The sequence below is a fragment of the Roseibium sp. genome (genome assembly GCF_965232425.1).
In the GTDB taxonomy this organism is placed as follows: domain Bacteria; phylum Pseudomonadota; class Alphaproteobacteria; order Rhizobiales; family Stappiaceae; genus Roseibium.
The window spans coordinates 3,977,321-3,999,898 of sequence record NZ_OZ246971.1 but is presented as its reverse complement, the minus strand read 5'-3'; the positions used below and the strand labels follow the sequence as shown (position 1 = coordinate 3,999,898).

The following is a 22,578-nucleotide window of genomic DNA, read 5'->3' as shown; positions in this document are numbered from 1 at the left end:
GAATGCGCGCAAGCGACACTCCGCCAGGAAGGACCTCACGTGCCAGCAGTTTTCGTCCTGCCGTTTCCGGCAATCGACCCGGTGATCATCGAAGTCGGCCCCTTCGCGCTCCGCTGGTACGCGCTGGCCTACATCGTCGGCATCATTCTCGCCTGGCGCTACATGCGTGCTCTTGCCCTGAATGACCGGCTCTGGAACGGTGCGAAGCGGCCCTCTCCCCTGGAACTCGACGATTTCGTTCTCTGGGGAACGCTCGGTATCATCATCGGCGGACGCCTCGGCTACGTGCTGTTCTACAATCCGGCCTATTACCTCTCCAACCCCGGCGAGGCCTTTGCGGTCTGGTCCGGTGGCATGTCGTTCCATGGCGGCTTTGCGGGAACCGTGATTGCGATGATCCTGTTCGCCTGGCGCAGGGGATTGCCCGTCTGGACGCTGTTCGACCTGGCCGGATGCGCCGCGCCGATCGGCCTCTTCTTCGGGCGCGTCGCCAATTTCATCAACGCCGAACTATGGGGACGGCCGACCGATGTCCCCTGGGCATTCGTGTTTCCGGGCGCCGGCCCCGAACCGAGGCATCCCAGCCAGCTCTACGAGGCGGCCCTTGAGGGGGTTATCCTGTTTTTGGCCCTGCGCGTCCTCAGCCACCGCTTTCAGTTGCTGAAAAAACCGGGTTTTCTTGCCGGCGCGTTCGCATTCGGATACGGCATCGGCCGCTCGATCGCCGAGTTCTACCGCGTACCCGACGCCCATATCGGATATCTGTCGGGCTTCCTGACGATGGGTATCCTCTTGTCGTTGCCGATGATACTCGCCGGGCTCGCGCTCATGATCTGGGCGTCACGCCGCCCCTTGAAGGACGCCGCGGCTTGACGGAGCTCAAGGAGAAAATCAAGGCCCGCATTGCCACTGAAGGCCCGCTTCCGGTGGCGCATTACATGGCCCAGTGCCTCGGCGATCCGGACCGGGGCTACTACAGGACGCGGGAACCGTTCGGCAGCGAAGGCGACTTCATCACCGCTCCCGAGGTCAGCCAGATGTTCGGCGAACTGGTCGGCGCCGCCTGCGTCGCCGCATTCCAGGCGCTCGGCGAACCGGAGGCGTTCAATCTGGTGGAGCTGGGTCCTGGACGCGGCACGCTGATGGCCGATCTGTTGCGGACGGCATCGCTTCGTCCGGGCTTCGTCGCCGCCGCGCAGCTCGCTCTGGTCGAGACAAGCCCGCGTCTCAGGAAAATCCAGCAGGCCACGCTTGCCGGTGCGCCCCTGGAACCGGCCTTTCACGATGCTGTCGAGGACATACCGGAGGGACCTTTCATACTGGTCGCGAACGAGTTCTTCGACGCGCTCCCGATCCATCAGTTTGTCAGGACACCCGACGGCTGGCAGGCGCGCGTTGTCGGGCTGGACGCAGGGGGCGAACTCGCATTCGGCGCCGGAACGGCACGGATCCCGGACAGCGACATACCGGCGGATTTCCGGAACGCGCCACCCGGGACGATCCTTGAAACCCAACCGGGCGCAAATTCGATCGCCGAAGGGCTGGGACACAGGCTCGCGCGCGACGGCGGCGCTGCGATCATCATCGACTACGGCTATCTGAAATCCGCGACCGGCGACACATTGCAGGCACTTTATCGTCACGCCTACGACGATGTCCTGGCGCACCCTGGCGAGGCCGACCTGACCGCCCACGTGAATTTCGAAGCCCTGGCAGGCGCTGCGCTCAGGGGCGGAGCCGCATCGCACGCTTTCCTGACCCAGGGCGAATTCCTGCTGCGGTCGGGGCTTCTGGAACGGGCCGGGTCTCTCGGCACCGGAAAGACGCACGAAGAACAGGAGGCCATTCGCGACGCGGTCGAGCGTCTTGCCGCACCGGCGCAGATGGGTGATCTCTTCAAGGTGCTGGCCCTTTCGAGCACGCCGGCACCCTTTCCGCCATTTGACAGTGTCCCATGAAGCAACCAAGGATCAGAGGTCGGACACGAATCGAAGCAGACCAGGGGCGCGATGTCCGGGCAGGTCAGCCGCGCGCGTCTTTTTGGGGCAATTAATGAAGATCGAAGCAGAAGCACTGAACCTTGACGGGATCCGCCACGGCTTTTTCACGCGGGAGGGCGGCGTTTCGACCGGTATTTACGAAAGCCTGAATGTCGGCCTCGGCTCCGAAGATGCACGCTATACGGTGCTCCGGAACCGCGGCCGGGTCGCCGATGCGCTGAGCGTGTCGGCGGACCGCCTCCTGTCACCCTATCAGATCCACTCGTCCGACGTGCTGACGGTCGAAGGGCCCTGGGAAGATGGCCATCACAAGAAGGCGGATGCGCTCGTCACCGACAAACCGGGGCTGGCGATCGGCATCCTGACGGCCGATTGTGGGCCGATCCTCTTCGCGGACCCGGGCGCCGGCGTTGTCGGCGCGGCCCATTCGGGCTGGAAAGGCGCGCTCACGGGCATTCTTCAGAACACGGTCGCGGCGATGGAGGCACGCGGGGCATCGCGCGAAAACACGGTTGCGGTACTTGGCCCGACGATTTCGCGCCGATCCTATGAAGTCGGGCCGGAGTTTCACGACCGCTTCGTCAGTGATGCGGCCCGCAACGAGGTCTATTTCACGCCGTCCGAACGCGACGGGCACTATATGTTCGATCTCCCCGCATTCATCACCGATCGTCTGCGCGAGACCGGCCTGGGCAAGGTCATCGACCTTGAACTCTGCACCTATTGCGACGAAGACCGTTTCTTTTCCTACAGACGGACAACCCATCGCGGCGAGCCGGATTACGGCCGCCAGATCAGCGCGATTTCCCTTGAGCCCTGACGGCCAGTTTAGTGAATGTGAGGACGACCATGGCACTGCACTTTTCAGACGCTGAATTCGAGCGCCGCTTTACCGAACTGAAAGCCGCCATGGACGCCGAGAAACTCGACGCCATGCTGCTGTTTGCACAGGAAAGCATGTATTGGCTGACGGGCTACGACACGTTCGGCTTCTGTTTCTTCCAATGCCTCGTCGTGACCAAGGACGGGGAAAAGGTCCTGTTGACGCGCTCGGCTGATCAGCGTCAGGCGCGCCATACCTCCAACATATCCGACATACGGATCTGGATTGACCGCGGCTCCGCCAGCCCCGTGCTGCAACTCAAGGAGATGCTGTTCGACATGGATCTTCTCGGCAGCAGGATCGGGATCGAATACGACACGCACGGCATGACCGGCAAGATCGCGCTGCAGATCAATGCCGAGCTGACCAGTTTCGCCGACCTGCGCGACGCGTCGGCGCTGATACCGGACCTGCGCTCGGTCAAGAGCCCGGAGGAAATCGTCTATGTCCGCAAGGCGGCGGAGCTGACGGACAAGGCGTTTCACGCGGCCATGGACGAAATTCGTCCCGGAGCCGACGAAGGCAAGGTTCTGTCGGCCATGCAGGGGGCAATCTTCGAGGGCGGCGGCGACTATCCGGGCAACGAGTTCATCATCGGCTCCGGACACGACGCGCTTTTGTGCCGCTACAAGTCCGGCCGGCGGGTCCTTGACGAGCGCGACCAGATCACGCTCGAGTGGGCCGGAAGCTATCGGCACTACCACGCCGCTGCCATGCGGACGATCATCGTCGGCACAGCTTCAGACAGGCATCAGGAGATGTATCTGGCCACGCGTGAGGCCCTGGCAGCGGTGGAAACCCAGTTGGTGCCGGGAAAGACCTTCGGTGACATTTTCGATGCCCATGCGGAGCGCATGGATGCCCACGGCATGATGCAGCACCGGCTGAACGCGTGCGGCTACTCGCTCGGCGCCCGTTTCACCCCGAGCTGGATGGACACGCCCATGGCCTACCGCTCCAATCCGGCCCCGGTCAAACCGAACATGGTGATTTTCATGCACATGATCCTGATGGATTCGATCACCGATACCGCGATGACGCTCGGACAGACCTACCTCACCACGGAAGGAGCGCCGGAGTGCTTATCCACTCTGCCACTCGACCTGCCGGTAAAGTCGGGATAAACCAAGTGCGACACGGGAATCGGCCGGACGGAGCATCTGTCCGGCCGGTCCTGGATCGGAATGACGCAGACATCTGGAGCCGGACCCCTTCATGCTCTCAATTTCCAGCCAGAACTCCTATTCCGTTTTGCGGGCGGCGGCGGCTCTCTTGCTTCTCGGCTTTCTCGCCGCGTGCCAGTCCTCTCCGCAGACACCGTCACCGATTTCAGGGCCTGTCTCGCAGCCTTCCATCGCCGGACAGGCCGACGCGGAAACCGGCGTTACCTTTGCGTTCGAACCGTTTACCGGCGCCCCGGGTAACATTGCCGATGAATTGTCGGAATATATCGGCAGGGAAGCGCGCCGGCAGAACATCACGCTCGTCAGGCGTGTCGGGGCGGCCGCGACCTATCGGGTAAACGGATACCTTGCCGCCACCGGTCAGCCGTCCAACGGAACCGTGTTCTACGTGTTCGATATCGTTGACGCAAACGGCAGCCGCCTGAAACGCATCTCTGGAACCGAATCGACCGGAGGCGCATCGGGAGATCCCTGGCAGTCCGTCAATTCATCGACCCTGTCTCGAATCGCGGCGCGCTCGATGGTGGAAATCGAGGCCTGGCTCAACCGATAATGATCGCTTAGCCGGATAACCGTGGTTTTGCGTCACAAAATTTCAAAAAAACAACGTGAGAGGGCCTATCACCTGTTGTGGTCCGGTTGCTTGGTTGTTACAACGCCGCCGCCTGCCGGGGGTCGCCTGAACACAACCTGCGGCACCCGGCACTCGACACGACATAGGCCTTTTCAGCGTGTTTGCGGGATATGACAGTCCTTATTCGCGCCGTCGCACCAGAAGGACTTGCGGCTCATGAAGATCGTCGCGGGCAATTCGAACCGAGCCCTGGCTGAGGAAATCTCCAATTACCTGGATGTGCCTCTCGCCAAATGCCAGGTCAGGCGCTTCGCCGACCAGGAAATCTTCGTAGAAATCCAGGAAAACGTGCGTGGCGAGGATGTCTTCGTCGTGCAACCGACCAGCTACCCGGCAAACGATCACCTGATGGAGTTGCTCATCATCATTGATGCGCTGCGCCGTTCCTCAGCCAGACGCATCACCGCGGTTATCCCCTATTTCGGCTATGCGCGCCAGGATCGCCGCGCATCGGGTCGCACACCGATCTCGGCGAAACTGGTGGCCAACCTGATCACCAACGCAGGTGCGGACCGCGTTTTGACCCTGGATCTCCACGCAGGACAGATCCAGGGTTTTTTCGATATACCGACGGACAACCTCTTTGCAGCCCCCGTCATGACCCGGGACATCAAGGAGCGCTACGCGACCGACAACGTGATGGTCGTGTCGCCCGATGTCGGCGGCGTCGTGCGCGCGCGTGCGCTTGCGAAACGGATCGATGCCCCGCTCTCCATCGTCGACAAGCGCCGCGACAAGCCCGGGGAATCGGAAGTCATGAACATCATCGGGGAAGTAAAGGGCTATGACTGCATCCTGGTCGACGACATCGTCGACAGCGGCGGCACGCTCTGCAACGCGGCCGAGGCGTTGCTGTCCCAGGGCGCGGAATCCGTGACGGCCTACATCACGCACGGCGTGCTGTCGGGCGGCGCCGTTGCCCGGGTGACGTCGTCGAAGCTGAAAGAGCTCGTGATCACCAACTCGATCGAGCCCACGGCAGCGATCACCGCCGCCGCCAACATTCGCACGATCTCGATTGCGCCCCTCATCGGCGAGGCAATCAACCGGACGGCACTGGAAAAATCGGTCTCAAGCCTGTTCAGCTGAGGCTAGGGTACGGACACATAAGTGAAGTCAATTTGGTTTGGATCGTTTTGACCAGCTGCGAGGAGCGAAAGCGCAGGAAATGTGGTTCATTTTCAAGCCTTTCGCGACGCGGCAGATGGCCAAAACGGCCAAATCCGGAGGACGGCAAAATGGCTTCATTTATGGGTCCGTACCCTAGGCAAAGACGTCTTGAAAACGCCGGTCCGACCGGCGTTTTTTTGTCTGCTCCACAACACGGGCTGCGCCAACTGCACTACGGGCTGACCCTGCGGCCCCAAAATTTTCCCAAATGATCAAAAAATTCACTCTGAGACCGCGTGCACAGCTTGTGAGCACGCATATTTTGTGATCAACTTTTCGGGCTAAAAATACTTCCAGGGGATTCCAATGCTCGTATCAAAACAATTTTCCAGGGTCCGCAGGGCCCTGTTGTCGGCTGCATTGGCCGTCACAGCCACTGTCGCCCTGCCGTCTGCCGGTGTGTTGGCCGCCGATCCGATCAAGGTGGCTGCGATCTACACGGTGCCGGTGGAACAGCAATGGGTCAGCCGTATCGACAAGGCCCTGAAGGCGGCGCAGGAGCGGGGTGAAATCACCTACACCTTCTCCGAAAACGTCGCCAACACCGACTATGAACGCGTGATGCGCGAATATGCCGAACAGGGCATGGACCTCGTGGTCGGGGAAGCCTTCGCGGTGGAACGTGCCGCGCGCAAGGTTGCCGCGGAATATCCGGACACGGCCTTTCTCATGGGCTCTTCCTTCGGCCCCGCCAAACCGAATTTTGCCGTCTTCGACAACTGGATCCACGAACCCAGCTACCTGTCCGGCATGATTGCCGGTGCCAGCACCAAGTCGAACGTGATCGGCATGGTCGGGGGCTATGCCATTCCGGAAGTCAATCGTCTGATGCACGCCTTCATGGATGGCGCCACCGCCGTCAATCCGGACGTGAAGTTCCTCGTGACCTTCATCAACTCCTGGTACGACCCGCCCAAGGCCAAGGAAGCGGCCTTCGCCATGATCGACAAGGGTGCCGACATTCTCTACGCCGAGCGCTTCGGCGTATCCGACGCGGCCAAGGAAAAGGAAATCCTGGCGATCGGCAACGTGATCGACACCTCCGCGGACTATCCCGGCACGATCCTGTCTTCCGCGCTCTGGCACATGGAGCCGACCATCGATCGTGCCGTGACCGCGGTCGTCGACGGCAGCTTTGAGCCCGCCGACTACGGCCCGTTCAGCTTCATGTCCTACGGCGGCGGCAGCTTCATCGTGGATGAAAGCCTGGCCGATCCGGCCGCCGTTGCGGCCGCAAAGGAGAAGGAACAGGAAATCCTGGATGGCCTCTTCCGCGTCAACGTGAATGACAGCGAACCGAAATCGACCATGTAACGCCCTCTGCCGGCGGCGTCCTGCCGCCGGCATCTCCTGCCCAAGCCGCACTTGCGGCCGACAAACCAAATTCCGGAGCTCCGCATGACGGAACCCACGCAAGCGGCGGAGACCGTCCTCAGGCTGGACGGCATCACCAAGCGTTTTGGCGATCTCACGGCAAACGGCGACGTGTCGCTCGACCTCGCAAGGGGTGAAATTCTGGCCCTTCTGGGCGAAAACGGTGCCGGCAAGACAACCCTGATGAACATCCTCTTCGGGCACTATGTCGCTGACGAGGGCCAGGTCTATGTCGCCGCGCCCGGCACGGGACTGATCGAATTGGAAGCCGGATCGCCGCACGCGGCGCTTGAAGCCGGCATCGGCATGGTGCATCAGCACTTCACGCTGGCCGAGAACCTCAGCGCCTTGGACAACATTGTGCTCGGAACCGAGAAGCTTACGGCGGCAACTTCGGCGCGAAAACCGGCCCGCAAGAAGCTTGAAGACCTGATCACGCGCTCGGGACTGAGCGTTCCGCTGGACGCCAGGATCTCGCAACTGTCCGTCGGCGAAAAGCAGCGGGTGGAAATTCTCAAGGCGCTTTACCGCGACGCCCGGGTTCTCGTTCTGGATGAGCCGACCGCCGTGCTCACGCCGCAGGAATCCGACACCCTGTTCGCGACCCTGAAAAAGCTCGCGGCGGACGGGCTGGCAATCATTTTCATATCCCACAAGCTCGCCGAGGTGATCGCCTCGTCCCATCGCGTTGCCGTGCTGCGGGGCGGACGCAAGGTCGCCGATCTTGCCACTGCCGAGTGCGATCTGCGCAAGCTGGCGGAACTCATGGTCGGACACGAGATCGTGGAAACAGTCCGCAGCAAAGGCACACCGGGAGCCCCCCTGCTCGCTCTCGATGGCGTTTCGGCAGGCGGCGGGCGCGATGCCCTTCATGGTGTGGATCTCACGCTGAACGCGGGCGAAATCCTTGGAATCGCAGGCGTTTCGGGCAATGGCCAGACCATGCTCGCCCGTGTCATCTCGGGCCTGCAGGCCCCGACATCGGGAACGATGATCCTCGCTGGATCGGACGAAACCGGTGCCAGTGCGCGCAAGATGATCGACGCGGGTCTTGCCCGCATCCCCGAAGACCGCCATCACGACGGCATCGTCGGGGCCATGAGCGTTTCGGAAAACCTTGCCATCGAAGCCATCCGGAAACCGCAGAACCAGCGCTACGGTCTGCTGCGGTTTTCGGCCATGCGCGAAACCGCAAGGCGGCTGATAGCGGCTTATGACATTCGTTGCCAGGGAGAAGACAGCCAGGCGCGGCTCCTTTCCGGCGGCAACATCCAGAAAATCGTGCTCGCACGGACCCTTGATCCTGAGCCGCAGGTGGTCCTCGCAGCGCAGCCGTCCCGTGGCCTGGATGTCGGCGCGACCTCTGACGTTCACAAGCGCCTTCTGGCCGCGCGCGACCGCGGTGCAGGCGTGATCCTGATCTCCGAGGATCTCGATGAACTGATGCGCCTGTCCGACAGGATCGCCGTCATGCACCGGGGCAGACTGTCGGCGGCAGACCCGACCGAAGACCTGGATCGCGGGACGCTCGGATTACGCATGGCCGGCCAGAGTGGAGAAGCAGCATGATCCGGTTTGAACCCCGCCCGCCGGCGTCCGTTTCCCGCATGCTTGGCGTCTCCCTGGCCGCAGCCGTCGCCGCGCTGGTGCTGGCCGCCATTCCAATGCTGTTTGCCGGGCTATCGGTTTTCGAAGCCTATGGCCTCATGGTCAAGGGTGCCTTCGGGTCCCTTTTCGCCTTTACCGAAATGCTCACGCGCGCGACACCACTGATCCTGACCGGGCTCGCGGCGGCGGTTGCCTTTCGGGCCAAGCTCTGGAACATCGGCGCCGAAGGTCAGTTGTACATCGGGGCGCTGGCCGCCGTCGCCGTCGGCACCGGTGCCATTTCCGCTCCGGCTTTCGTTCTCATACCGATGGTGGTCCTGGCAGGTGCCCTCGCGGGCGGCCTGCTGATGCTCGGCCCCACCCTGTTGAAGACCCGTCTGGGCGTGGACGAGGTTGTCACCACCCTCCTGTTGAACTTTATCGTCCTGCTCTTCGTGCAGATGATGCTGGAAGGCCCGATGCAGGACCCCATGGGAATGGGCTGGCCGCAGTCGGAACCGATCCTCGATGAAGCCGCCCTGCCCAAGCTTCTGGAACGCATGCGCATTCACTGGGGCCTCGTTCTTGCGCTGGCCGCCTCGCTCGGTGTCTATTTTATTTTGAAGCGAACGGTCTGGGGGTTCGAGATCCGCGCCGTCGGCGAAAACGCGGCCGCGGCCCGCCACGCGGGCATTCCGGTCACCGCCACGTTCATTCGCGTCGGCCTTCTCTCGGGCGCGCTGGCCGGCATTGCCGGTGTCGGAGAAGTCGCCGGACTGAAAGGCTATCTCACCGCCGACCTGTCGCCCGGTTTCGGCTATTCCGGTATCGTTGTCGCCATGCTGGCCGGCCTGTCCCCCATCGGCGTCGTCTTCGCTGCCCTTTTCATCGCCAGTATCTTTGTCGGCGCGGATTCCATGTCGCGCGCCACCGGCGTGTCCAACTATCTTGCGGATCTGATCGTCGCCATGGCGCTCCTGTGTGTCCTCGTCTCCGGCCTGTTCCTGCGCTTCAAGGTGAAGTTCATCAGCGCGCCCGCTGCCAGGGAGGCCGGACGATGATCGAAATCATCGACATTCTTTTCTCCGCCAATTTCTGGGCCGCGGCCCTGCGCATTGCCACACCGCTGATCTTCGGCGTAATCGGAGCCCTGATCTGCGAGCGCGCAGGCGTGCTCAATCTCGGCATCGAGGGGATTTTCACCGCTGGCGCCATGGCCGGATGGATGGCGGTCTGGCTCGGGGCCGGCCTTTGGGGCGGCGTTCTGGTCGCCGCGTTTGCCGGCGCGGTCTTCGGGCTGATCCACGCGATCCTGACCGTGCCGCTGGGGCTTTCCCAGCACGTCTCGGGCATCGGTGTGACGCTGTTTGCCACGTCCCTGAGCTACTTCATCTACCGGACGGCGCTGCCCGATGTCTCTTCTCCGCCAAGGATCGACGCCTTCCAGCCGCTGGACGTTCCGGTTCTGAGCGAGTTGCCGTTCATCGGTCCGGCCCTGTTTCAGCAGACGCCACTGACCTTTCTAGCCCTGTTCCTGGTGCTCGCGACGGCCTATGTGCTCTACAGAACTCCGCTTGGCCTGGCGATCCAGGCCGTTGGCGACAACCCGGCCGCAGTCGAATCCCAGGGGCTGTCCGTCTACGCCGTGCGCATGGGCACCGTTGTCGCCGGGTCGGCGATCATGGCCCTCGGCGGCGCTTTCCTGACGATGTCCGCTTTCGATGCGTTTTTCTTCGGCATGGTCAACGGCCGCGGCTGGATCTGCATCGCGCTCACGGTCTTCGCTTCGTGGCGTCCCGGCAAGGCGTTGATCGGCGCCCTGCTCTTCGGCGCGTTCGATGCCTTCCAGGTGCGGCTCCAGACCGAAGTCGGCAGCTTCATCCCCGGCCAGATTTTCCTGATGATGCCGTACATTCTTTCGATCGCGGCGCTGATCGTGGTGGCAAGACGTGCCGACTATCCGCGCGCACTGCTGGTTCCCTATTTCCGGGGCCAACGCTGAGGTAAGAGCCCATGAGTCTTGATCTTCTGGTAAAGAACGCCAACCTGCCCGACGGTCGAACGGGGATCGACATCGCCTGCAGAAACGGCCGCATCGAAGCTGTCGAGGCCGGGATCGATGCCGATGCCGGCGACATCATCGATGCCGCGGGAAAACTTGTTTCACCGCCCTTCATCGACAGCCATTTTCACATGGACGCGACGCTCTCGCTCGGCCTGCCGCGCATGAACCGCAGCGGCACGCTGCTGGAAGGCATTGCGCTCTGGGGAGAACTCAAGGAGATCCTCACGGTCGAGGCCGTTGTCGAGCGGGCCCTGAAGTACTGCGACCTCGCCGTTGCGCAGGGGCTGCTCGCCATCCGCACCCATGTGGATGTCTGCGACGACCGCCTGACGGGTGTCAAAGGCCTACTGGAGGTCCGCGAGAAAGTCCGCGACTACATCGATCTGCAACTGGTCGCCTTTCCGCAGGATGGCCTCTACAGGTCACCGAACGCGGAAAAGAACCTGCTGACGGCGCTCGACATGGGTGTCGACATCGTCGGCGGCATCCCGCATTTCGAGCGCACCATGGACGATGGCGCCAGGTCGGTTGCCAGGTTGTGCGAAATCGCCGCCGACCGCGGCCTGATGGTCGACATGCATTGCGACGAAACTGATGATCCGATGTCGCGCCACATCGAAACGCTCGCATACCAGACGCAGCGGCTCGGGCTTGAGGGACGCGTCGCCGGATCTCATCTCACCTCCATGCACTCGATGGATAACTACTACGTTTCCAAGCTTCTGCCGCTGATTGCCGAGGCCGGGGTGCACGCAATCGCCAATCCGCTGATCAACATCACCCTTCAGGGCCGCCACGACACCTATCCCAAACGGCGCGGCCAGACCCGTGTACCGGAGTTGCGCGCCTATGGCGTCAACGTCTCCTTCGGCCACGACTGCGTGATGGACCCCTGGTACTCCATGGGCTCGGGAGACATGCTCGAGGTTGCCTCCATGGGCCTGCATGTTGCCCAGATGACCAGCCGTGACGACATCCGCTACACCTATGACTGTGTCACCTCGCATCCGGCAAAGGCAATGGGATTGGACGGGTACGGGCTGGACAGGGGATGCAAGGCCGATTTCGTGGTGCTGCAGGCACGCGACACGATTGAGGCGATCCGCCTGAAGGCAACCCGGCTCAAGGTAATCAAGGGCGGCCGGATCATTGCCTCAACGCCCGAGCGCAGGGCCGACCTGTTCCTTGCGGACCGCCCCGCGGCAGTCGACCCAAGCAGCTACGCACCGAACGAGGGTTGATATTCGCACGCGCTCCACATCCTGAGAAGGGACCGCAAGGTCCGTTTCGAAGGAAGCGCTCCGCGCGCCGAGTACACCGCATCATCCTTCGAGGCTCCGCTTCGCTCCGCACCTCAGGATGAGGTGGAACTGGAAACCAACGCCGCTGTTGCGCAAAAGATCCGCCGCGGTCATTGCCGGACCTGATCCGGCAATCCATGCCTCAGCCGAACCCAATTCCGCCCGGCTTTACCCGAATTGGATCTGGTGAGGCGATCCCCTGCCAAGGCACTGGTCATTCCGGCTGAAGCGCAGCGGAAGGCCGGAACCCAGTACCCCCTCATTTCTCCGTTTTACATTGCTCTTCGGCAACACGGAATACTGGATCCCGGTCTTGCCGCTGCGCGGCAAACCGGGATGACAAATCCGGAAATCGATTTCGCATCCCGACTTGGCACAGGAAGAAATTTCTCTCCGTTCTACAAGACAGATGTTCGACAGTGTTTGCTGAACCGGAAGAGAGCGGGTCGAGCCATGGCATGCCCTGCGAATTGATGCAGGCGTGCGCTGCGCCCGGCAACGTCAATCAAATGAAAAAGGCCCCGGCGCAGCGCCGGGGCCTGTTTTTTGTCGCATCAAGGCAAGCCTGTATCGCCGTTCCGCCTCAGGCAGCCGCCACTGCCTTGAGGAAACGGTCGACGGTCTCGCGCAGGTCCGTGGTGCGGGCGTTGACGTCCGTGGATGCGTTCAACACCTGTCCTGCCGAAGAACTGGTCACCTGGGCCTTTTCGGAGATCGTGATGATGGTCTGCGCGACCTCCTGCGTACCTTTCGCAGCATCCTGGACGTTGCCGGAAATCTCGTTCGTCGCAGCGCCCTGCTGCTCGACCGCCGCGGCGATCGTGCCGGTGTATTCGTCCACCTGGCTCATCGTCTCGGTGATCCCGGCGATTGCGGAGACGGCTTCCTTGGTCGCCGCCTGGACCTCGGTGATCTGCCCCTCGATCTCTTCCGTGGCCTTAGCCGTCTGCGTGGCAAGCTCCTTGACCTCGGAGGCGACGACGGCGAACCCGCGGCCGGCTTCACCGGCCCGCGCGGCCTCGATCGTGGCGTTGAGCGCCAGAAGGTTGGTCTGTTCCGCGATTGCCGAAATCAGGTTAACGACATCGCCGATCCGCTGCGCCGCTTCCGCAAGACCTTCGATCTTGGTGTTTGTATGCACCGCGGCCTCGGTCGCGCTTTGCACGATATCGGTCGTCGACTGGACCTGACGGCGGATTTCCTGAATGGATGCCGACAGTTCTTCCGAAGCAGAGGCCACGGTCTGAACGTTGGTTGAAGCCGCTTCCGAGGCGCTGGACGCATTGGAGGCTTCACCGGCTGTCTCATCCGCAACGCCGTTGAGTTCTTCTGCAGCGGTTCGCATCTGCTCGCTGTTGCTGTAGACGGCATCGAGCATCTGCGTGACTTCGGATCTGAAGTCTGAAATCAGGCTGGCAACCGCATCCGATTGCCGGGCCTGCTCGACGGATGTCTCCTGCTGTTCCTGCTCCAGCCGCTCGCGTTCGAGGGCATTTTCGCGGAAAATATGGACCGAGGCGGCCATCTCGGCGATCTCGTCGCGCGCCGCCTGTGCCGGCACATCGACGCTCGTGTCGCCGCCGGCCAGCTTGTTCATGACATCACTGAGACCGGTGATACGCCCCGATAGTCCCCTGGCCGTGACCAGGCCGAACAGTCCGGCGATCAGTGCACAGACGATCGCGCTTGCGAAAATCCAGATCTGCAGCGTCGTCAGCGGTGCCAGAACCTCGCTGGCTGCCTGCACGACAACGACGGCATAATTCTGGCCGAACGCGGTGACCGGAACGATCGCTGCAAAGACGTCCTGCCCGTTGAAGTCCGGCAGGCGCGTGAAGGTGTTCCCGCCTCCCATCGAGGCGGCGATTTCCGGCGCGTTGAACTTGTCGCTGAGCAGTTCGGAGACCTCAGCCGTGCGCAGGCTGTCGTTCATCGCGAGACCATCCCCGTTTAGGAGCAGGGTCTCACCGGTGTCTCCCAGGCCCGCAAACTTGCCGAGCAATGTCGTGACTTCGGCCGTCGGCGCTTCGTAGACCACCATGCCGATCGTCTTGCTGCCGACCGAGATCGGGGCGGCCAGAAATCCGGTGGCCTCGTTGTTCCGTCCCGGATAGTGCTCCGGATCATAGGCAACCACCGCCTCGTTGCCGTCAACGACGATCGTCTTGTAGGCGTCGGCCAGGGGTGTGGTCTGCCAGGCTTCGGCCTGAACGTTCACACCGAAGTCATCCAGCTTGCGCGCGCTGTAGATGACGTCGCCATTGAGATTGACGAGCAACAGGTCGGGAAAATTGTTCGCGTCCGCAAAGTCGCGGAGCGGCGTGTGATGCTTGGCATGGGCCTTGTCATAGGGCTTGCGCCCGGCCTTGACCAGCTGGTCCCGCTCTTCGACCGGGTGCGGGTTGTCCGTCACATAGATCTTCGTGAGCGTTGCGGACGCCTTGTCCTTGTACTTGGCCCAGGCGGCATCAAAAGCACTGTAGGCCGCCCTGAGCGTCTTGCCCTGGACATGCCCTTCGATTGTTCTCTGTTTCCCGTGATAAAGTTCCAGCAGGCTGTCCCGGCGGCTCTCGGCCAATGCCATCAATCGCTGTTCTGCCTGTCCTTTGACGGTGTTTGCGCTTGAAACGTAACTTGCGATGCCGACGCCCGCAGAACACAGAAGCGCTATCCCTAGGACAAGCGCTGGAAGTTTTGCCGCAACCTTCACGGAATTCTCCAAAGTCTCGCGGGAAGGCGCTGCCTTCCCGCATGTGTGTAGATCAGAGGTTTTCGACGTTCACACCGAAGGTGACGGCGCCGATTGCTTCGCCGCTGTCCGGGTCGACGACCGTAACGCTGACCTGGCTCTGAAGGGTCTGCGTGCTGTCGTCTTCTTCCAGTTCACTGATGTGCACGGCGCCCTTGCCGTTGGAATAGGTGTCCTGCCACTTCGCTTCGTCGCCCTGCCAGTAGTCGGAGGTGACGTCGCTCTGGCCGACATTCAGGCCCTTGCCGTCCATGACGAAAATCTCAGTGAAGAGACCATCGCTGCTTTCCTGGACATCAGCCAGGAAGGTCGACAGCGGGCGCTCAAGCACCGTATCGATCATGGGCTGGTCGACAGCCTCTGCTTCCGCGCGCCAGGTTTTATCGAGTTCATCGATCTTGGCCTGGTCGAAGGCAGCCGTTTCGCCGTTCTGGGCGCGGACGGCGTCGATGACTTCGCTGGAGGTGGCGATCTCCGCGATCTTTCCTGCAGCCAGCGTTTTCAGTTCGCTTTCGAATTCATTTGCGGTCGCTGTACCGGCAAACAAGAAGCAAAGTGCAGTTGTAGTGTAGACGAGATTTTTCATTTTGCTCTCCCAAGGTTTTCAACCCGGGAAAAGCATGACTTCAGCAGATTAAAATTCAGTATATGAAGAACTTAATGCTTAAAATAACAAAATGTTAAGTCGAGAACCGAGAAAAATACTAATATACTAAACGAATATATTTTTCACTCTACTCTATTTTTGATTGAAAAATGCAATCTGAGAATGAAGGATAAAGTTCAAAACACTGGACAAGAAACCAATTTCCGCTTCAAAAGCAGTTCGCTAGGAATTTGCGCTGCGAAAGGTCGCCCGGGAGATACCCGTATGACGCGAAGCCATCCCGCTGCTGGTGAATGTCCGAATCCGGCCGGACCGGACATCGCCGGAAAAATCGGTCGCCGCGGGCACAGATTTGGCACCGACTGTTGCATCGCGCAGGCTTTTCCGCTATACGCGCGCTCGCGCCTGCACCCCTGGAGGAGGCGCATCTGGACCGATCCCGAACAACTCAGGTCATGTCGATACGGTGGTTCGCCGGTCCGCTACCATACACTCAAGGAGTTTGCCATGGCTGCCAGCTATGAGCTGAAGGCGTCGGCACGGGACCGGGTGGGCAAGGGGGCCGCACGGGCACTGCGTCGCGAAGGCCTTCTACCTGCCGTGATCTACGGCGACAAGAAACCTGCAATGCCGATCACCATTCCGGTGAAGGAAACCACCCTTACCCTTCACAAGGGTGGTTTCACCGCGCAGATCGGTATCATCGATGTCGATGGTGAAAAGCACCAGGTCATCGCGAAGGACTATCAGCTGCACCCGGTGCGCGACGATGTCCTGCACGTCGATTTCCTGCGCGTCGCAAAAGGTGCGACACTCACGGTCGAAATTCCGGTCCAGTTCCTCAACGAAGAAATCTGCCCGGGCCTCAAGAAGGGTGGCGTTCTGAACATTGTTCGCCACACCGTTGAAATGACGGTTCCGGCCGACTCCATTCCGGAAGCGCTCCAGCTTGACCTGGCAAATGCAGAGCCGGGCGACAGCCTGCACATCTCGGCTGTTGAACTTCCCGAAGGTTGTCAGCCGACGATCACCGACCGCGACTTCACCATCGCGACGATCGCTGCGCCGGCCGGCGTTCAGGAAGAAGACGAAACCGAAGGCGAAGCTTCTGAAGAGGAAGTCGCCACGGAAGAAGAAGCAAGCGAGTAAGTCTCCGCTTCGATTTGACACGACGGGAGGCGGACGCCGCCTCCCTGCCCTGGCAGCCGTTTTCGGCTGCCTTTTCGTTTCAGCCATGATGGTGCAGGTGCGAGATGAAACTGATCGTCGGACTTGGCAATCCGGGAGCCAAATACGCCGGGCACCGGCACAATATCGGTTTCATGGCCGTCGACGAGATCCATCGCCGCCATTCCGGCTTCCAGCCATGGCGCGCGCGTTTCCAGGGCCAGGTTTCCGAGGGCCGCCTGGGCTCGGAGAAGGTGCTGTTGCTGAAGCCGTCGACCTACATGAACGAATCCGGCCGTGCAGTCGGCGAAGCTATGCGCTTCTACAAGATCGAACCGGAAGACATCGTTGTCCTCTACGACGAACTCGATTTGCCGCCCGCGAAATTCCGGATGAAGAAAGGTGGCGGTCACGGGGGCCACAACGGTCTGAGATCCCTCACGGCCCATATCGGTGCGGACTATCGCAGGCTGCGTCTTGGCATCGGCCACCCGGGCGACAAGAAGCTCGTCTCGAACTATGTGCTCGGCGACTTCGCAAAGGCAGACAGGGACTGGCTCGAACCGCTCCTTTCCAACATCGCTGACCAAGCGGCTCTCCTCGCCGAGGGCAAGGACAGCCAGTTTGCCAACAAGCTCACCCTGGCGCTGGAACCGGAAAAGGCCCAGCGGAAGGACAAGACCGGTAAATCTTCTGACACTTCCGCGAAAACCCAGAAGCCCAAGGGCGAGAGCCACATCAGGCAGGCGCGGCAGGGAAAGCCGGCTGAACTGCCCAAATCGGGGCCGATGGCCGAGATGCTGAAAAAGCTGCTTGGCGGCAGCTGAGACCCGCGACAGACGCCGTTTTTCCGGATTTGCAATACAACCAATACGAGAATAAAAAATGTGATTCGCGTCACAAAATGGCCATGACAACCACGCAAAATCAGGGTGTTACTTGGCGCGCATCGGGGGAGATGCCATGTCTCGGATCCTGTTTCTTGCATTGATTTCATTCTCGTGGTCAAGCCCTGCCCTGGCCTTTGTCAAGCTGGAGGGATACTTCATCGCCGAGAAAACCTGCGAGGCCTTTCACAGCAAGAACCGGCAGACGAATCCGGGCGACATCACCACGCGCCCTCACATGGCTTACACGATGCGCGGCATCAACAAGGAGGGCGGCGACTTCTTTCAGGTCGAGATACCGGGCGCGCCCGTGGCGACGTCGCGCTGGGTAAGTACCGATTGCGGCGTTCATGCGGTCCGGGCAGATACGCACACCGGCGCAGACGAAGATGACGACGACGAGGTGGTGCTGGAGCCGAACGGCACGGAATCGACCGACAACCTCCTGACCCTGAGCTGGCAGCCCGCCTTCTGCGAGACCCGGCCGGGCAAGCAAGAATGCCGGGACCTGAACGACGGCAACCTGCCCCACACGACACGACAGTTGTCGATCCACGGACTTTGGCCCCAGCCGCGGGGCAACGACTATTGCGGTGTGCCGGCCTCCGTCAGGAACCTCGACACGCCGGGAAACTGGCACCGCCTGCCCGCGCCGCAAATCGATACGGAAACAGCCGACGCGCTTCAGGCCGCCATGCCGGGTTTCGCAAGCTTTCTGCACCACCATGAATGGATCAAGCACGGCACCTGCTATTTCGGCAAAGGCGGTGCCGACGAATACTACGACGACACGCTGTATCTGACCGGACTGGTCAACGACAGCGCCGTCGGCGATCTTTTCATCAACAATGTCGGCCAGGAGATCACCGGAGCCGAGATCCGGGCCGCGTTCGACGCAAGTTTCGGAAGCGGAAGCGGCGAACGGGTCCAGATCAAGTGCACGCCGGATGCCGGCAGGACCCTGATCAACGAGATCTGGATCAGCCTCGGCGGAACGATCACCCCGGCCTCGGACCTTGGCGAACTGATGCGCGCGGCGGCGCCGACCGGTGCCGGATGCAAGCGCGGTATCGTCGACCCGGCCGGCCTGCAGTGATGAACCACCCCGATTTTCTCCGTCTGAGACCGCAAACCGGCCGATTTGGGAGCCTCACTGGCAGCAAGTCTTGACCTGCCCGGCCCGCTCGGGCATGTAGCGCGGCGACAGTTTCAAAAAACGAACCGAAAGCGATCTCCCATGGGATTCCAGTGCGGCATTGTCGGACTGCCGAATGTCGGCAAGTCCACGCTTTTCAACGCGCTTACAAAAACCGCCGCGGCCCAGGCCGCCAACTATCCGTTCTGCACCATCGAGCCGAATACGGGCGAGGTCGCCGTACCGGACGCACGGCTGGACGCCATCCGCGGCATTGCCCAGTCGAAGGAAGTCATCCCCACCCGGATCACCTTCGTCGATATTGCCGGCCTCGTGCGCGGCGCGTCCAAGGGTGAGGGCCTCGGCAACCAGTTTCTCGCCAATATCCGCGAAGTCGACGCCATCGCGCACGTGCTGCGCTGCTTCGAAGACGACGACATCACCCATGTCGACGGCACGATCGATCCGATCGCCGATGCCGAAACGGTGGAAACCGAGCTCATGGTCGCCGACATGGAAAGCCTGGAACGCCGCATTTCGCCGCTGAAGAAAAAGGCGACCGGCGGCGACAAGGAGGCAAAGGCCGTCCTTCCGATCATGGAAGCAGCTCTCGCACTTCTTCAGGACGGCAAACCGGCCCGCGTGCTGGAAACCGCCGACGCCGAAGAAGCACGGATGTTGAAGGGTCTGAATCTTCTTACCTCGAAGCCGGTTCTATATGTCTGCAACGTCGACGAAGCCTCCGCCGCCGAAGGCAACGCGCTGTCGCAGAAGGTTGCCGAAAAGGCTGCCCAGGAGGGAGCGGTTGCCGTTGTCATTTCCGCCGCAATCGAGGCAGAGATTTCCCAGCTCGAGAAGGAAGAGCAGGACGAGTTCCTGGAAACCATCGGTCTCGAGGAGCCCGGTCTCGACCGCATGATCCGCGCCGGCTATGACCTGCTCGGCCTGATCACCTATTTTACCGCCGGCCCGAAGGAGACAAGGGCCTGGACGATCACCGAGGGTACAAAGGCTCCCGGTGCCGCAGGCGTCATTCACACCGATTTCGAGCGGGGTTTCATCCGCGCGCAGACAATCGCCTACGAAGATTATGTCACTCTTGGCGGCGAAAACGCGGCCAAGGAGGCCGGCAAGGCCCGCGACGAAGGCAAGGAGTACATCGTCAAGGATGGCGACGTCCTGCTCTTCAAGTTCAATACGTGATCGAAAGACTGGGCTTCCTGCACCCAGACAGGTGACTCAGCCTCACCTGAACGCCGGCCGGTGACCGTAGTGTGCGCCGGTTCATGACGCAAAGAAAAACCCCGTTGGTTTCAACGGGGTTTTTTCTTAGCTTCGGTCCAGTCCCATCATCATCAGTGGGTTCGGACCTTGCTGGTCCTGCCATTTGCGGCGCCTGTGATGACCGGACTGTGAACTCCAGCCTGTTTTCGGTGCACCGTATTCCTGGGTCAGGCGGTGCGTTTGGTAGTTGGAACGAATGTTGTATTCCATCGTCTCTCTCCCTTTCTGTGCAAGAACCCTTTGTCCTTGCGTCTGTCAGGGATATGGGGAGCCCTCGTGTCCAATGTGTGAAGAACGCATTACAGTTCGGACACACGCACTTAACCTATTGATTTAATGATAAAAAGAATAGAATGATACTGCGATGCGAGACCTGCGCGCCGTGAGATCTTGACGAAATCGGGACAGGCACGACAAAACCCCCGCCGGTCTTCCGGCGGGGGTTCTGTCAGCTGCGGTCCAGACCCTGCATGGTCAGCGGATTCGGACCTTTCCTGTCTTGCCATTTGCCCTTGTTTTTTCCAAATCCGAACAAGGATCCGAAAAAGTCCTGCTGGCTCTGTGCCGCGCGGGCCATGACATCGACACTGTCGTAAGATTGACCTCTGTACTTCATTTTACTCACTCCCTTCATTGCAAGTGCATCATTGCCTTGCGTCTGACAGAGATATGGCCACGGCACATGTCCGATGAGTGGCCTTGAGATTAACGTTCGGCCATGTTCAGCTTTGTCCTGTTGTCACTGTCATTTCTCCGGGGGCCCTTTCGTGACTTTTGACCAGATCGCCTTGTTTGTGCTTTTCGGAATTGTCTTTGCTCTGCTTGTCTGGGGCCGGATCAGGTTTGATCTCGTTGCCTTCGCCGCACTGATCGTCGGGGCCTTTCTCGGGCTCGTTCCCTCCGGCGAGATTTTCAACGGCTTCGGACACGCGGCCGTCATCATCATCGCGCTGGTCCTGATCGTCTCGAAGGGTTTGATGAACTCGGGGGCGGTCGAGCTGATTGCAAACCATCTCCTGTCGGCCTCCAGAGGCCTTGCACGCCACATATCGCTGATGTCGGTGGTCGGTGCGGGGCTCTCCGGCATCATCAACAACGTGGCGGCGCTTGCCCTGTTGATGCCCCTGGATCTGGAAGCCGCAAAGAAAGCCGGCCGCTCTCCTGGCCTGTCGCTGATGCCGCTGTCGTTCGCGACCATTTTGGGCGGCATGATCACCCTGATCGGAACACCGCCCAACATCGTCATTGCCGAATACCGGTCCGATGCGCTCGGCCGCCCGTTCGCCATGTTCGATTTCGCACCGGTCGGGCTCACGGTCGCCGTCTTCGGCATCGCCTTCGTCGCCCTGTTCGGCTGGCGCTTCCTGCCCGCGCACTTCAGGGAAAAGCCGAAAGACGAGGGGTTCGCCGACAGTCTTTATTCGGCCGAATTGAAGATCAGCAAGGTCTCTGAGGAAAAACCCGTGGCGGTGGGCGATCTTTATCCGGTTGCCGAAGAAAAGGATGTCGTCATTATCGGCCTCATCCGCAACGGCCGGCGGATAAAGGGCTTTGCGCGCCGCGAACCGATCAAGAGCGGTGACTTTCTCGTGGTCGAGGGCGACCCGAAGGCGATCGAGAGTTTCATGGGGGCGGCCAAGCTCGACTTTGCAGGCTCCGAGCAGCACAAGGGTGGCCTTGGCGGCTCCTCGCTGTCCCTCGCCGAGGCGATCGCGCCCGACAGCGCGCGCATCACGGGCACGAGCGCCTTCAAGCTGCGGCTTCTGTACGGACACGGTGTCACCCTGCTCGGCATCTCCCGCGAAGGCCGCAGGATCCAGAAGCGGGTCCGGCACGAGATTATCCGTCCGGGGGACGTGCTTCTGATGATCGGGACCGAAGAGCGGCTTGAGAACGCCTTTTCCTGGCTGGGTGTGCTGCCCCTGGAAGGACGCAGGACGGACATGATCCAGCGCAACAAGGCCTGGCTGGCAATTGCCGGCTTCATCCTGGCGATCGCGGTCGCTGTTGCCGGTTTTGCCTATCTGCCGGTCGCCCTTGCAGCCTGCGTCGTCCTTTACGCCGCAACCGGCCTTGTCAGCGGCTCGGAAGTCTATAACGCGGTGGAGTGGAAGGTGATCGTGCTGCTCGGGTCGCTGATCCCGCTTGGCCAGGCCTTCGAGAACGCGGGCAATGCGCAGCTGATCGCCGACGGCATCGTCGCCCTGACGGCAGGCGCCCCGGCCTGGGTCACGCTCACGGTGCTGATGATCGTAACCATGACCCTGTCCGATTTTCTGAACAACGTCGCGACCTGCCTGATCGCGGCGCCTATCTCGGTGCAGATCGCCGGAAGCCTCGGTGTCAACCCGGACCCGTTTCTGATGGCCGTCGCCGTAGCAGCCTCCTGCGCCTTTCTCACGCCGATCGGCCACAAGAACAATACGATCATCATGGGTCCGGGAGGGTACCGTTTCGGAGACTACTGGCGCATCGGCCTGCCTTTGGAGATCCTCGTTCTGGCCGTGGCCATCCCGGCGATCCTGGTGTTCTGGCCGCTATCCGCCTGACT

General features: G+C 61.2%; 20 protein-coding genes. 16 read left to right on the top strand and 4 right to left on the bottom strand.

The features are described from left to right. Window positions 1–39: 39 nt before the first annotated feature. The 11 genes from lgt to ACO08A_RS18135 all read left to right on the top strand — a co-directional run bounded on the left by lgt (window position 40) and on the right by ACO08A_RS18135 (window position 12,138). On the top strand, window positions 40–873 hold the full coding sequence (lgt, locus tag ACO08A_RS18185; RefSeq protein ID WP_422037378.1) for a prolipoprotein diacylglyceryl transferase: 834 nt from the start codon (window positions 40–42) through the stop codon (window positions 871–873). After that, window positions 870–1,958, top strand: coding sequence for a class I SAM-dependent methyltransferase (locus ACO08A_RS18180; protein WP_422037377.1), 1,089 nt, complete (start codon window positions 870–872; stop codon window positions 1,956–1,958). The genes lgt and ACO08A_RS18180 overlap by 4 nt, the downstream gene beginning before the upstream one ends. A 94-nt stretch (window positions 1,959–2,052) precedes the next feature. Beyond that, window positions 2,053–2,820, top strand: a complete 768-nt coding sequence (gene pgeF, locus ACO08A_RS18175) for a peptidoglycan editing factor PgeF (protein ID WP_422037376.1) — start codon at window positions 2,053–2,055, stop codon at window positions 2,818–2,820. Window positions 2,821–2,849: 29 nt separating this feature from the next. Then, window positions 2,850–4,007 (top strand): M24 family metallopeptidase, encoded by a 1,158-nt coding sequence (locus tag ACO08A_RS18170; RefSeq protein ID WP_422037375.1) that lies wholly within the window; start codon window positions 2,850–2,852, stop codon window positions 4,005–4,007. Window positions 4,008–4,098: 91 nt separating this feature from the next. Beyond that, window positions 4,099–4,620: a hypothetical protein gene (locus ACO08A_RS18165; RefSeq protein WP_422037374.1), complete on the top strand. Its 522-nt coding sequence runs from the start codon at window positions 4,099–4,101 to the stop codon at window positions 4,618–4,620. A gap of 237 nt (window positions 4,621–4,857) precedes the next feature. Further along, window positions 4,858–5,790, top strand: a complete 933-nt coding sequence (locus ACO08A_RS18160) for a ribose-phosphate pyrophosphokinase (protein WP_421979079.1) — start codon at window positions 4,858–4,860, stop codon at window positions 5,788–5,790. A gap of 387 nt (window positions 5,791–6,177) precedes the next feature. Beyond that, the gene (locus ACO08A_RS18155; RefSeq protein ID WP_422037373.1) at window positions 6,178–7,185 is read left to right on the top strand and encodes a BMP family protein; all 1,008 of its coding nucleotides are present in this window, start codon (window positions 6,178–6,180) and stop codon (window positions 7,183–7,185) included. Window positions 7,186–7,269: 84 nt separating this feature from the next. After that, window positions 7,270–8,814, top strand: coding sequence for an ABC transporter ATP-binding protein (locus ACO08A_RS18150; RefSeq protein WP_422037372.1), 1,545 nt, complete (start codon window positions 7,270–7,272; stop codon window positions 8,812–8,814). Further along, the gene (locus ACO08A_RS18145; protein WP_422037371.1) at window positions 8,811–9,893 is read left to right on the top strand and encodes an ABC transporter permease; all 1,083 of its coding nucleotides are present in this window, start codon (window positions 8,811–8,813) and stop codon (window positions 9,891–9,893) included. The genes ACO08A_RS18150 and ACO08A_RS18145 overlap by 4 nt, the downstream gene beginning before the upstream one ends. After that, a complete protein-coding gene (locus ACO08A_RS18140) occupies window positions 9,890–10,834 on the top strand; it encodes an ABC transporter permease (RefSeq protein ID WP_422037370.1) in 945 nt (314 codons plus the stop codon). The genes ACO08A_RS18145 and ACO08A_RS18140 overlap by 4 nt, the downstream gene beginning before the upstream one ends. A gap of 11 nt (window positions 10,835–10,845) precedes the next feature. Continuing rightward, entirely contained in the window at window positions 10,846–12,138 is a 1,293-nt protein-coding gene (locus ACO08A_RS18135; protein WP_422037369.1) for an amidohydrolase family protein, read from the top strand. A 643-nt stretch (window positions 12,139–12,781) separates the two neighbouring features. On the opposite strand, the gene ACO08A_RS18130 is transcribed toward ACO08A_RS18135, so the two are convergent. Next, entirely contained in the window at window positions 12,782–14,782 is a 2,001-nt protein-coding gene (locus ACO08A_RS18130) for a methyl-accepting chemotaxis protein (RefSeq protein WP_422037368.1), read from the bottom strand. A 178-nt stretch (window positions 14,783–14,960) separates the two neighbouring features. Beyond that, entirely contained in the window at window positions 14,961–15,533 is a 573-nt protein-coding gene (locus ACO08A_RS18125) for a hypothetical protein (protein WP_422037367.1), read from the bottom strand. Between the two features lie 528 nt (window positions 15,534–16,061). On the opposite strand from ACO08A_RS18125, the gene ACO08A_RS18120 reads away from it, so the two are divergent. The 4 genes from ACO08A_RS18120 to ychF all read left to right on the top strand — a co-directional run bounded on the left by ACO08A_RS18120 (window position 16,062) and on the right by ychF (window position 19,946). Continuing rightward, on the top strand, window positions 16,062–16,703 hold the full coding sequence (locus ACO08A_RS18120) for a 50S ribosomal protein L25/general stress protein Ctc (protein ID WP_422037366.1): 642 nt from the start codon (window positions 16,062–16,064) through the stop codon (window positions 16,701–16,703). Between the two features lie 104 nt (window positions 16,704–16,807). Then, entirely contained in the window at window positions 16,808–17,548 is a 741-nt protein-coding gene (pth, locus tag ACO08A_RS18115; RefSeq protein ID WP_422037365.1) for an aminoacyl-tRNA hydrolase, read from the top strand. A 136-nt stretch (window positions 17,549–17,684) separates the two neighbouring features. Further along, a complete protein-coding gene (locus ACO08A_RS18110; RefSeq protein ID WP_422037364.1) occupies window positions 17,685–18,704 on the top strand; it encodes a ribonuclease T2 family protein in 1,020 nt (339 codons plus the stop codon). A 141-nt stretch (window positions 18,705–18,845) separates the two neighbouring features. Further along, window positions 18,846–19,946 (top strand): redox-regulated ATPase YchF, encoded by a 1,101-nt coding sequence (gene ychF / locus ACO08A_RS18105; protein ID WP_422037363.1) that lies wholly within the window; start codon window positions 18,846–18,848, stop codon window positions 19,944–19,946. A gap of 126 nt (window positions 19,947–20,072) precedes the next feature. Here ychF and ACO08A_RS18100 read toward each other — a convergent pair whose 3' ends face one another. After that, window positions 20,073–20,237 carry a hypothetical protein gene (locus ACO08A_RS18100; RefSeq protein WP_422037362.1) on the bottom strand — a complete coding sequence of 55 codons (165 nt, stop codon included), beginning with the start codon at window positions 20,235–20,237 and terminating at the stop codon, window positions 20,073–20,075. A 238-nt stretch (window positions 20,238–20,475) separates the two neighbouring features. Continuing rightward, window positions 20,476–20,643, bottom strand: coding sequence for a hypothetical protein (locus tag ACO08A_RS18095; protein WP_421979093.1), 168 nt, complete (start codon window positions 20,641–20,643; stop codon window positions 20,476–20,478). 151 nt (window positions 20,644–20,794) lie between these two features. On the opposite strand from ACO08A_RS18095, the gene ACO08A_RS18090 reads away from it, so the two are divergent. Continuing rightward, complete coding sequence (locus tag ACO08A_RS18090) at window positions 20,795–22,576, top strand: SLC13 family permease (RefSeq protein WP_422037361.1); 1,782 nt, start codon at window positions 20,795–20,797, stop codon at window positions 22,574–22,576. Window positions 22,577–22,578 lie beyond the last annotated feature (2 nt).

Excerpts from the sequence above, each read along its gene's own strand:
- ACO08A_RS18125 (WP_422037367.1), bottom strand. The coding sequence starts at position 15,533 with ATGAAAAATCTCGTCTACACTACAACTGCACTTTGCTTCTTGTTTGCC.
- ACO08A_RS18095 (WP_421979093.1), bottom strand. The coding sequence starts at position 20,643 with ATGAAGTACAGAGGTCAATCTTACGACAGTGTCGATGTCATGGCCCGC.
- pth (WP_422037365.1), top strand. The coding sequence starts at position 16,808 with ATGAAACTGATCGTCGGACTTGGCAATCCGGGAGCCAAATACGCCGGG.
- ACO08A_RS18145 (WP_422037371.1), top strand. The coding sequence starts at position 8,811 with ATGATCCGGTTTGAACCCCGCCCGCCGGCGTCCGTTTCCCGCATGCTT.
- ACO08A_RS18140 (WP_422037370.1), top strand. The coding sequence starts at position 9,890 with ATGATCGAAATCATCGACATTCTTTTCTCCGCCAATTTCTGGGCCGCG.
- ACO08A_RS18110 (WP_422037364.1), top strand. The coding sequence starts at position 17,685 with ATGTCTCGGATCCTGTTTCTTGCATTGATTTCATTCTCGTGGTCAAGC.
- ACO08A_RS18135 (WP_422037369.1), top strand. The coding sequence starts at position 10,846 with ATGAGTCTTGATCTTCTGGTAAAGAACGCCAACCTGCCCGACGGTCGA.
- ychF (WP_422037363.1), top strand. The coding sequence starts at position 18,846 with ATGGGATTCCAGTGCGGCATTGTCGGACTGCCGAATGTCGGCAAGTCC.
- ACO08A_RS18160 (WP_421979079.1), top strand. The coding sequence starts at position 4,858 with ATGAAGATCGTCGCGGGCAATTCGAACCGAGCCCTGGCTGAGGAAATC.
- ACO08A_RS18120 (WP_422037366.1), top strand. The coding sequence starts at position 16,062 with ATGGCTGCCAGCTATGAGCTGAAGGCGTCGGCACGGGACCGGGTGGGC.
- ACO08A_RS18100 (WP_422037362.1), bottom strand. The coding sequence starts at position 20,237 with ATGGAATACAACATTCGTTCCAACTACCAAACGCACCGCCTGACCCAG.
- ACO08A_RS18155 (WP_422037373.1), top strand. The coding sequence starts at position 6,178 with ATGCTCGTATCAAAACAATTTTCCAGGGTCCGCAGGGCCCTGTTGTCG.
- ACO08A_RS18150 (WP_422037372.1), top strand. The coding sequence starts at position 7,270 with ATGACGGAACCCACGCAAGCGGCGGAGACCGTCCTCAGGCTGGACGGC.
- ACO08A_RS18130 (WP_422037368.1), bottom strand. The coding sequence starts at position 14,782 with ATGGCATTGGCCGAGAGCCGCCGGGACAGCCTGCTGGAACTTTATCAC.
- ACO08A_RS18165 (WP_422037374.1), top strand. The coding sequence starts at position 4,099 with ATGCTCTCAATTTCCAGCCAGAACTCCTATTCCGTTTTGCGGGCGGCG.
- pgeF (WP_422037376.1), top strand. The coding sequence starts at position 2,053 with ATGAAGATCGAAGCAGAAGCACTGAACCTTGACGGGATCCGCCACGGC.
- ACO08A_RS18170 (WP_422037375.1), top strand. The coding sequence starts at position 2,850 with ATGGCACTGCACTTTTCAGACGCTGAATTCGAGCGCCGCTTTACCGAA.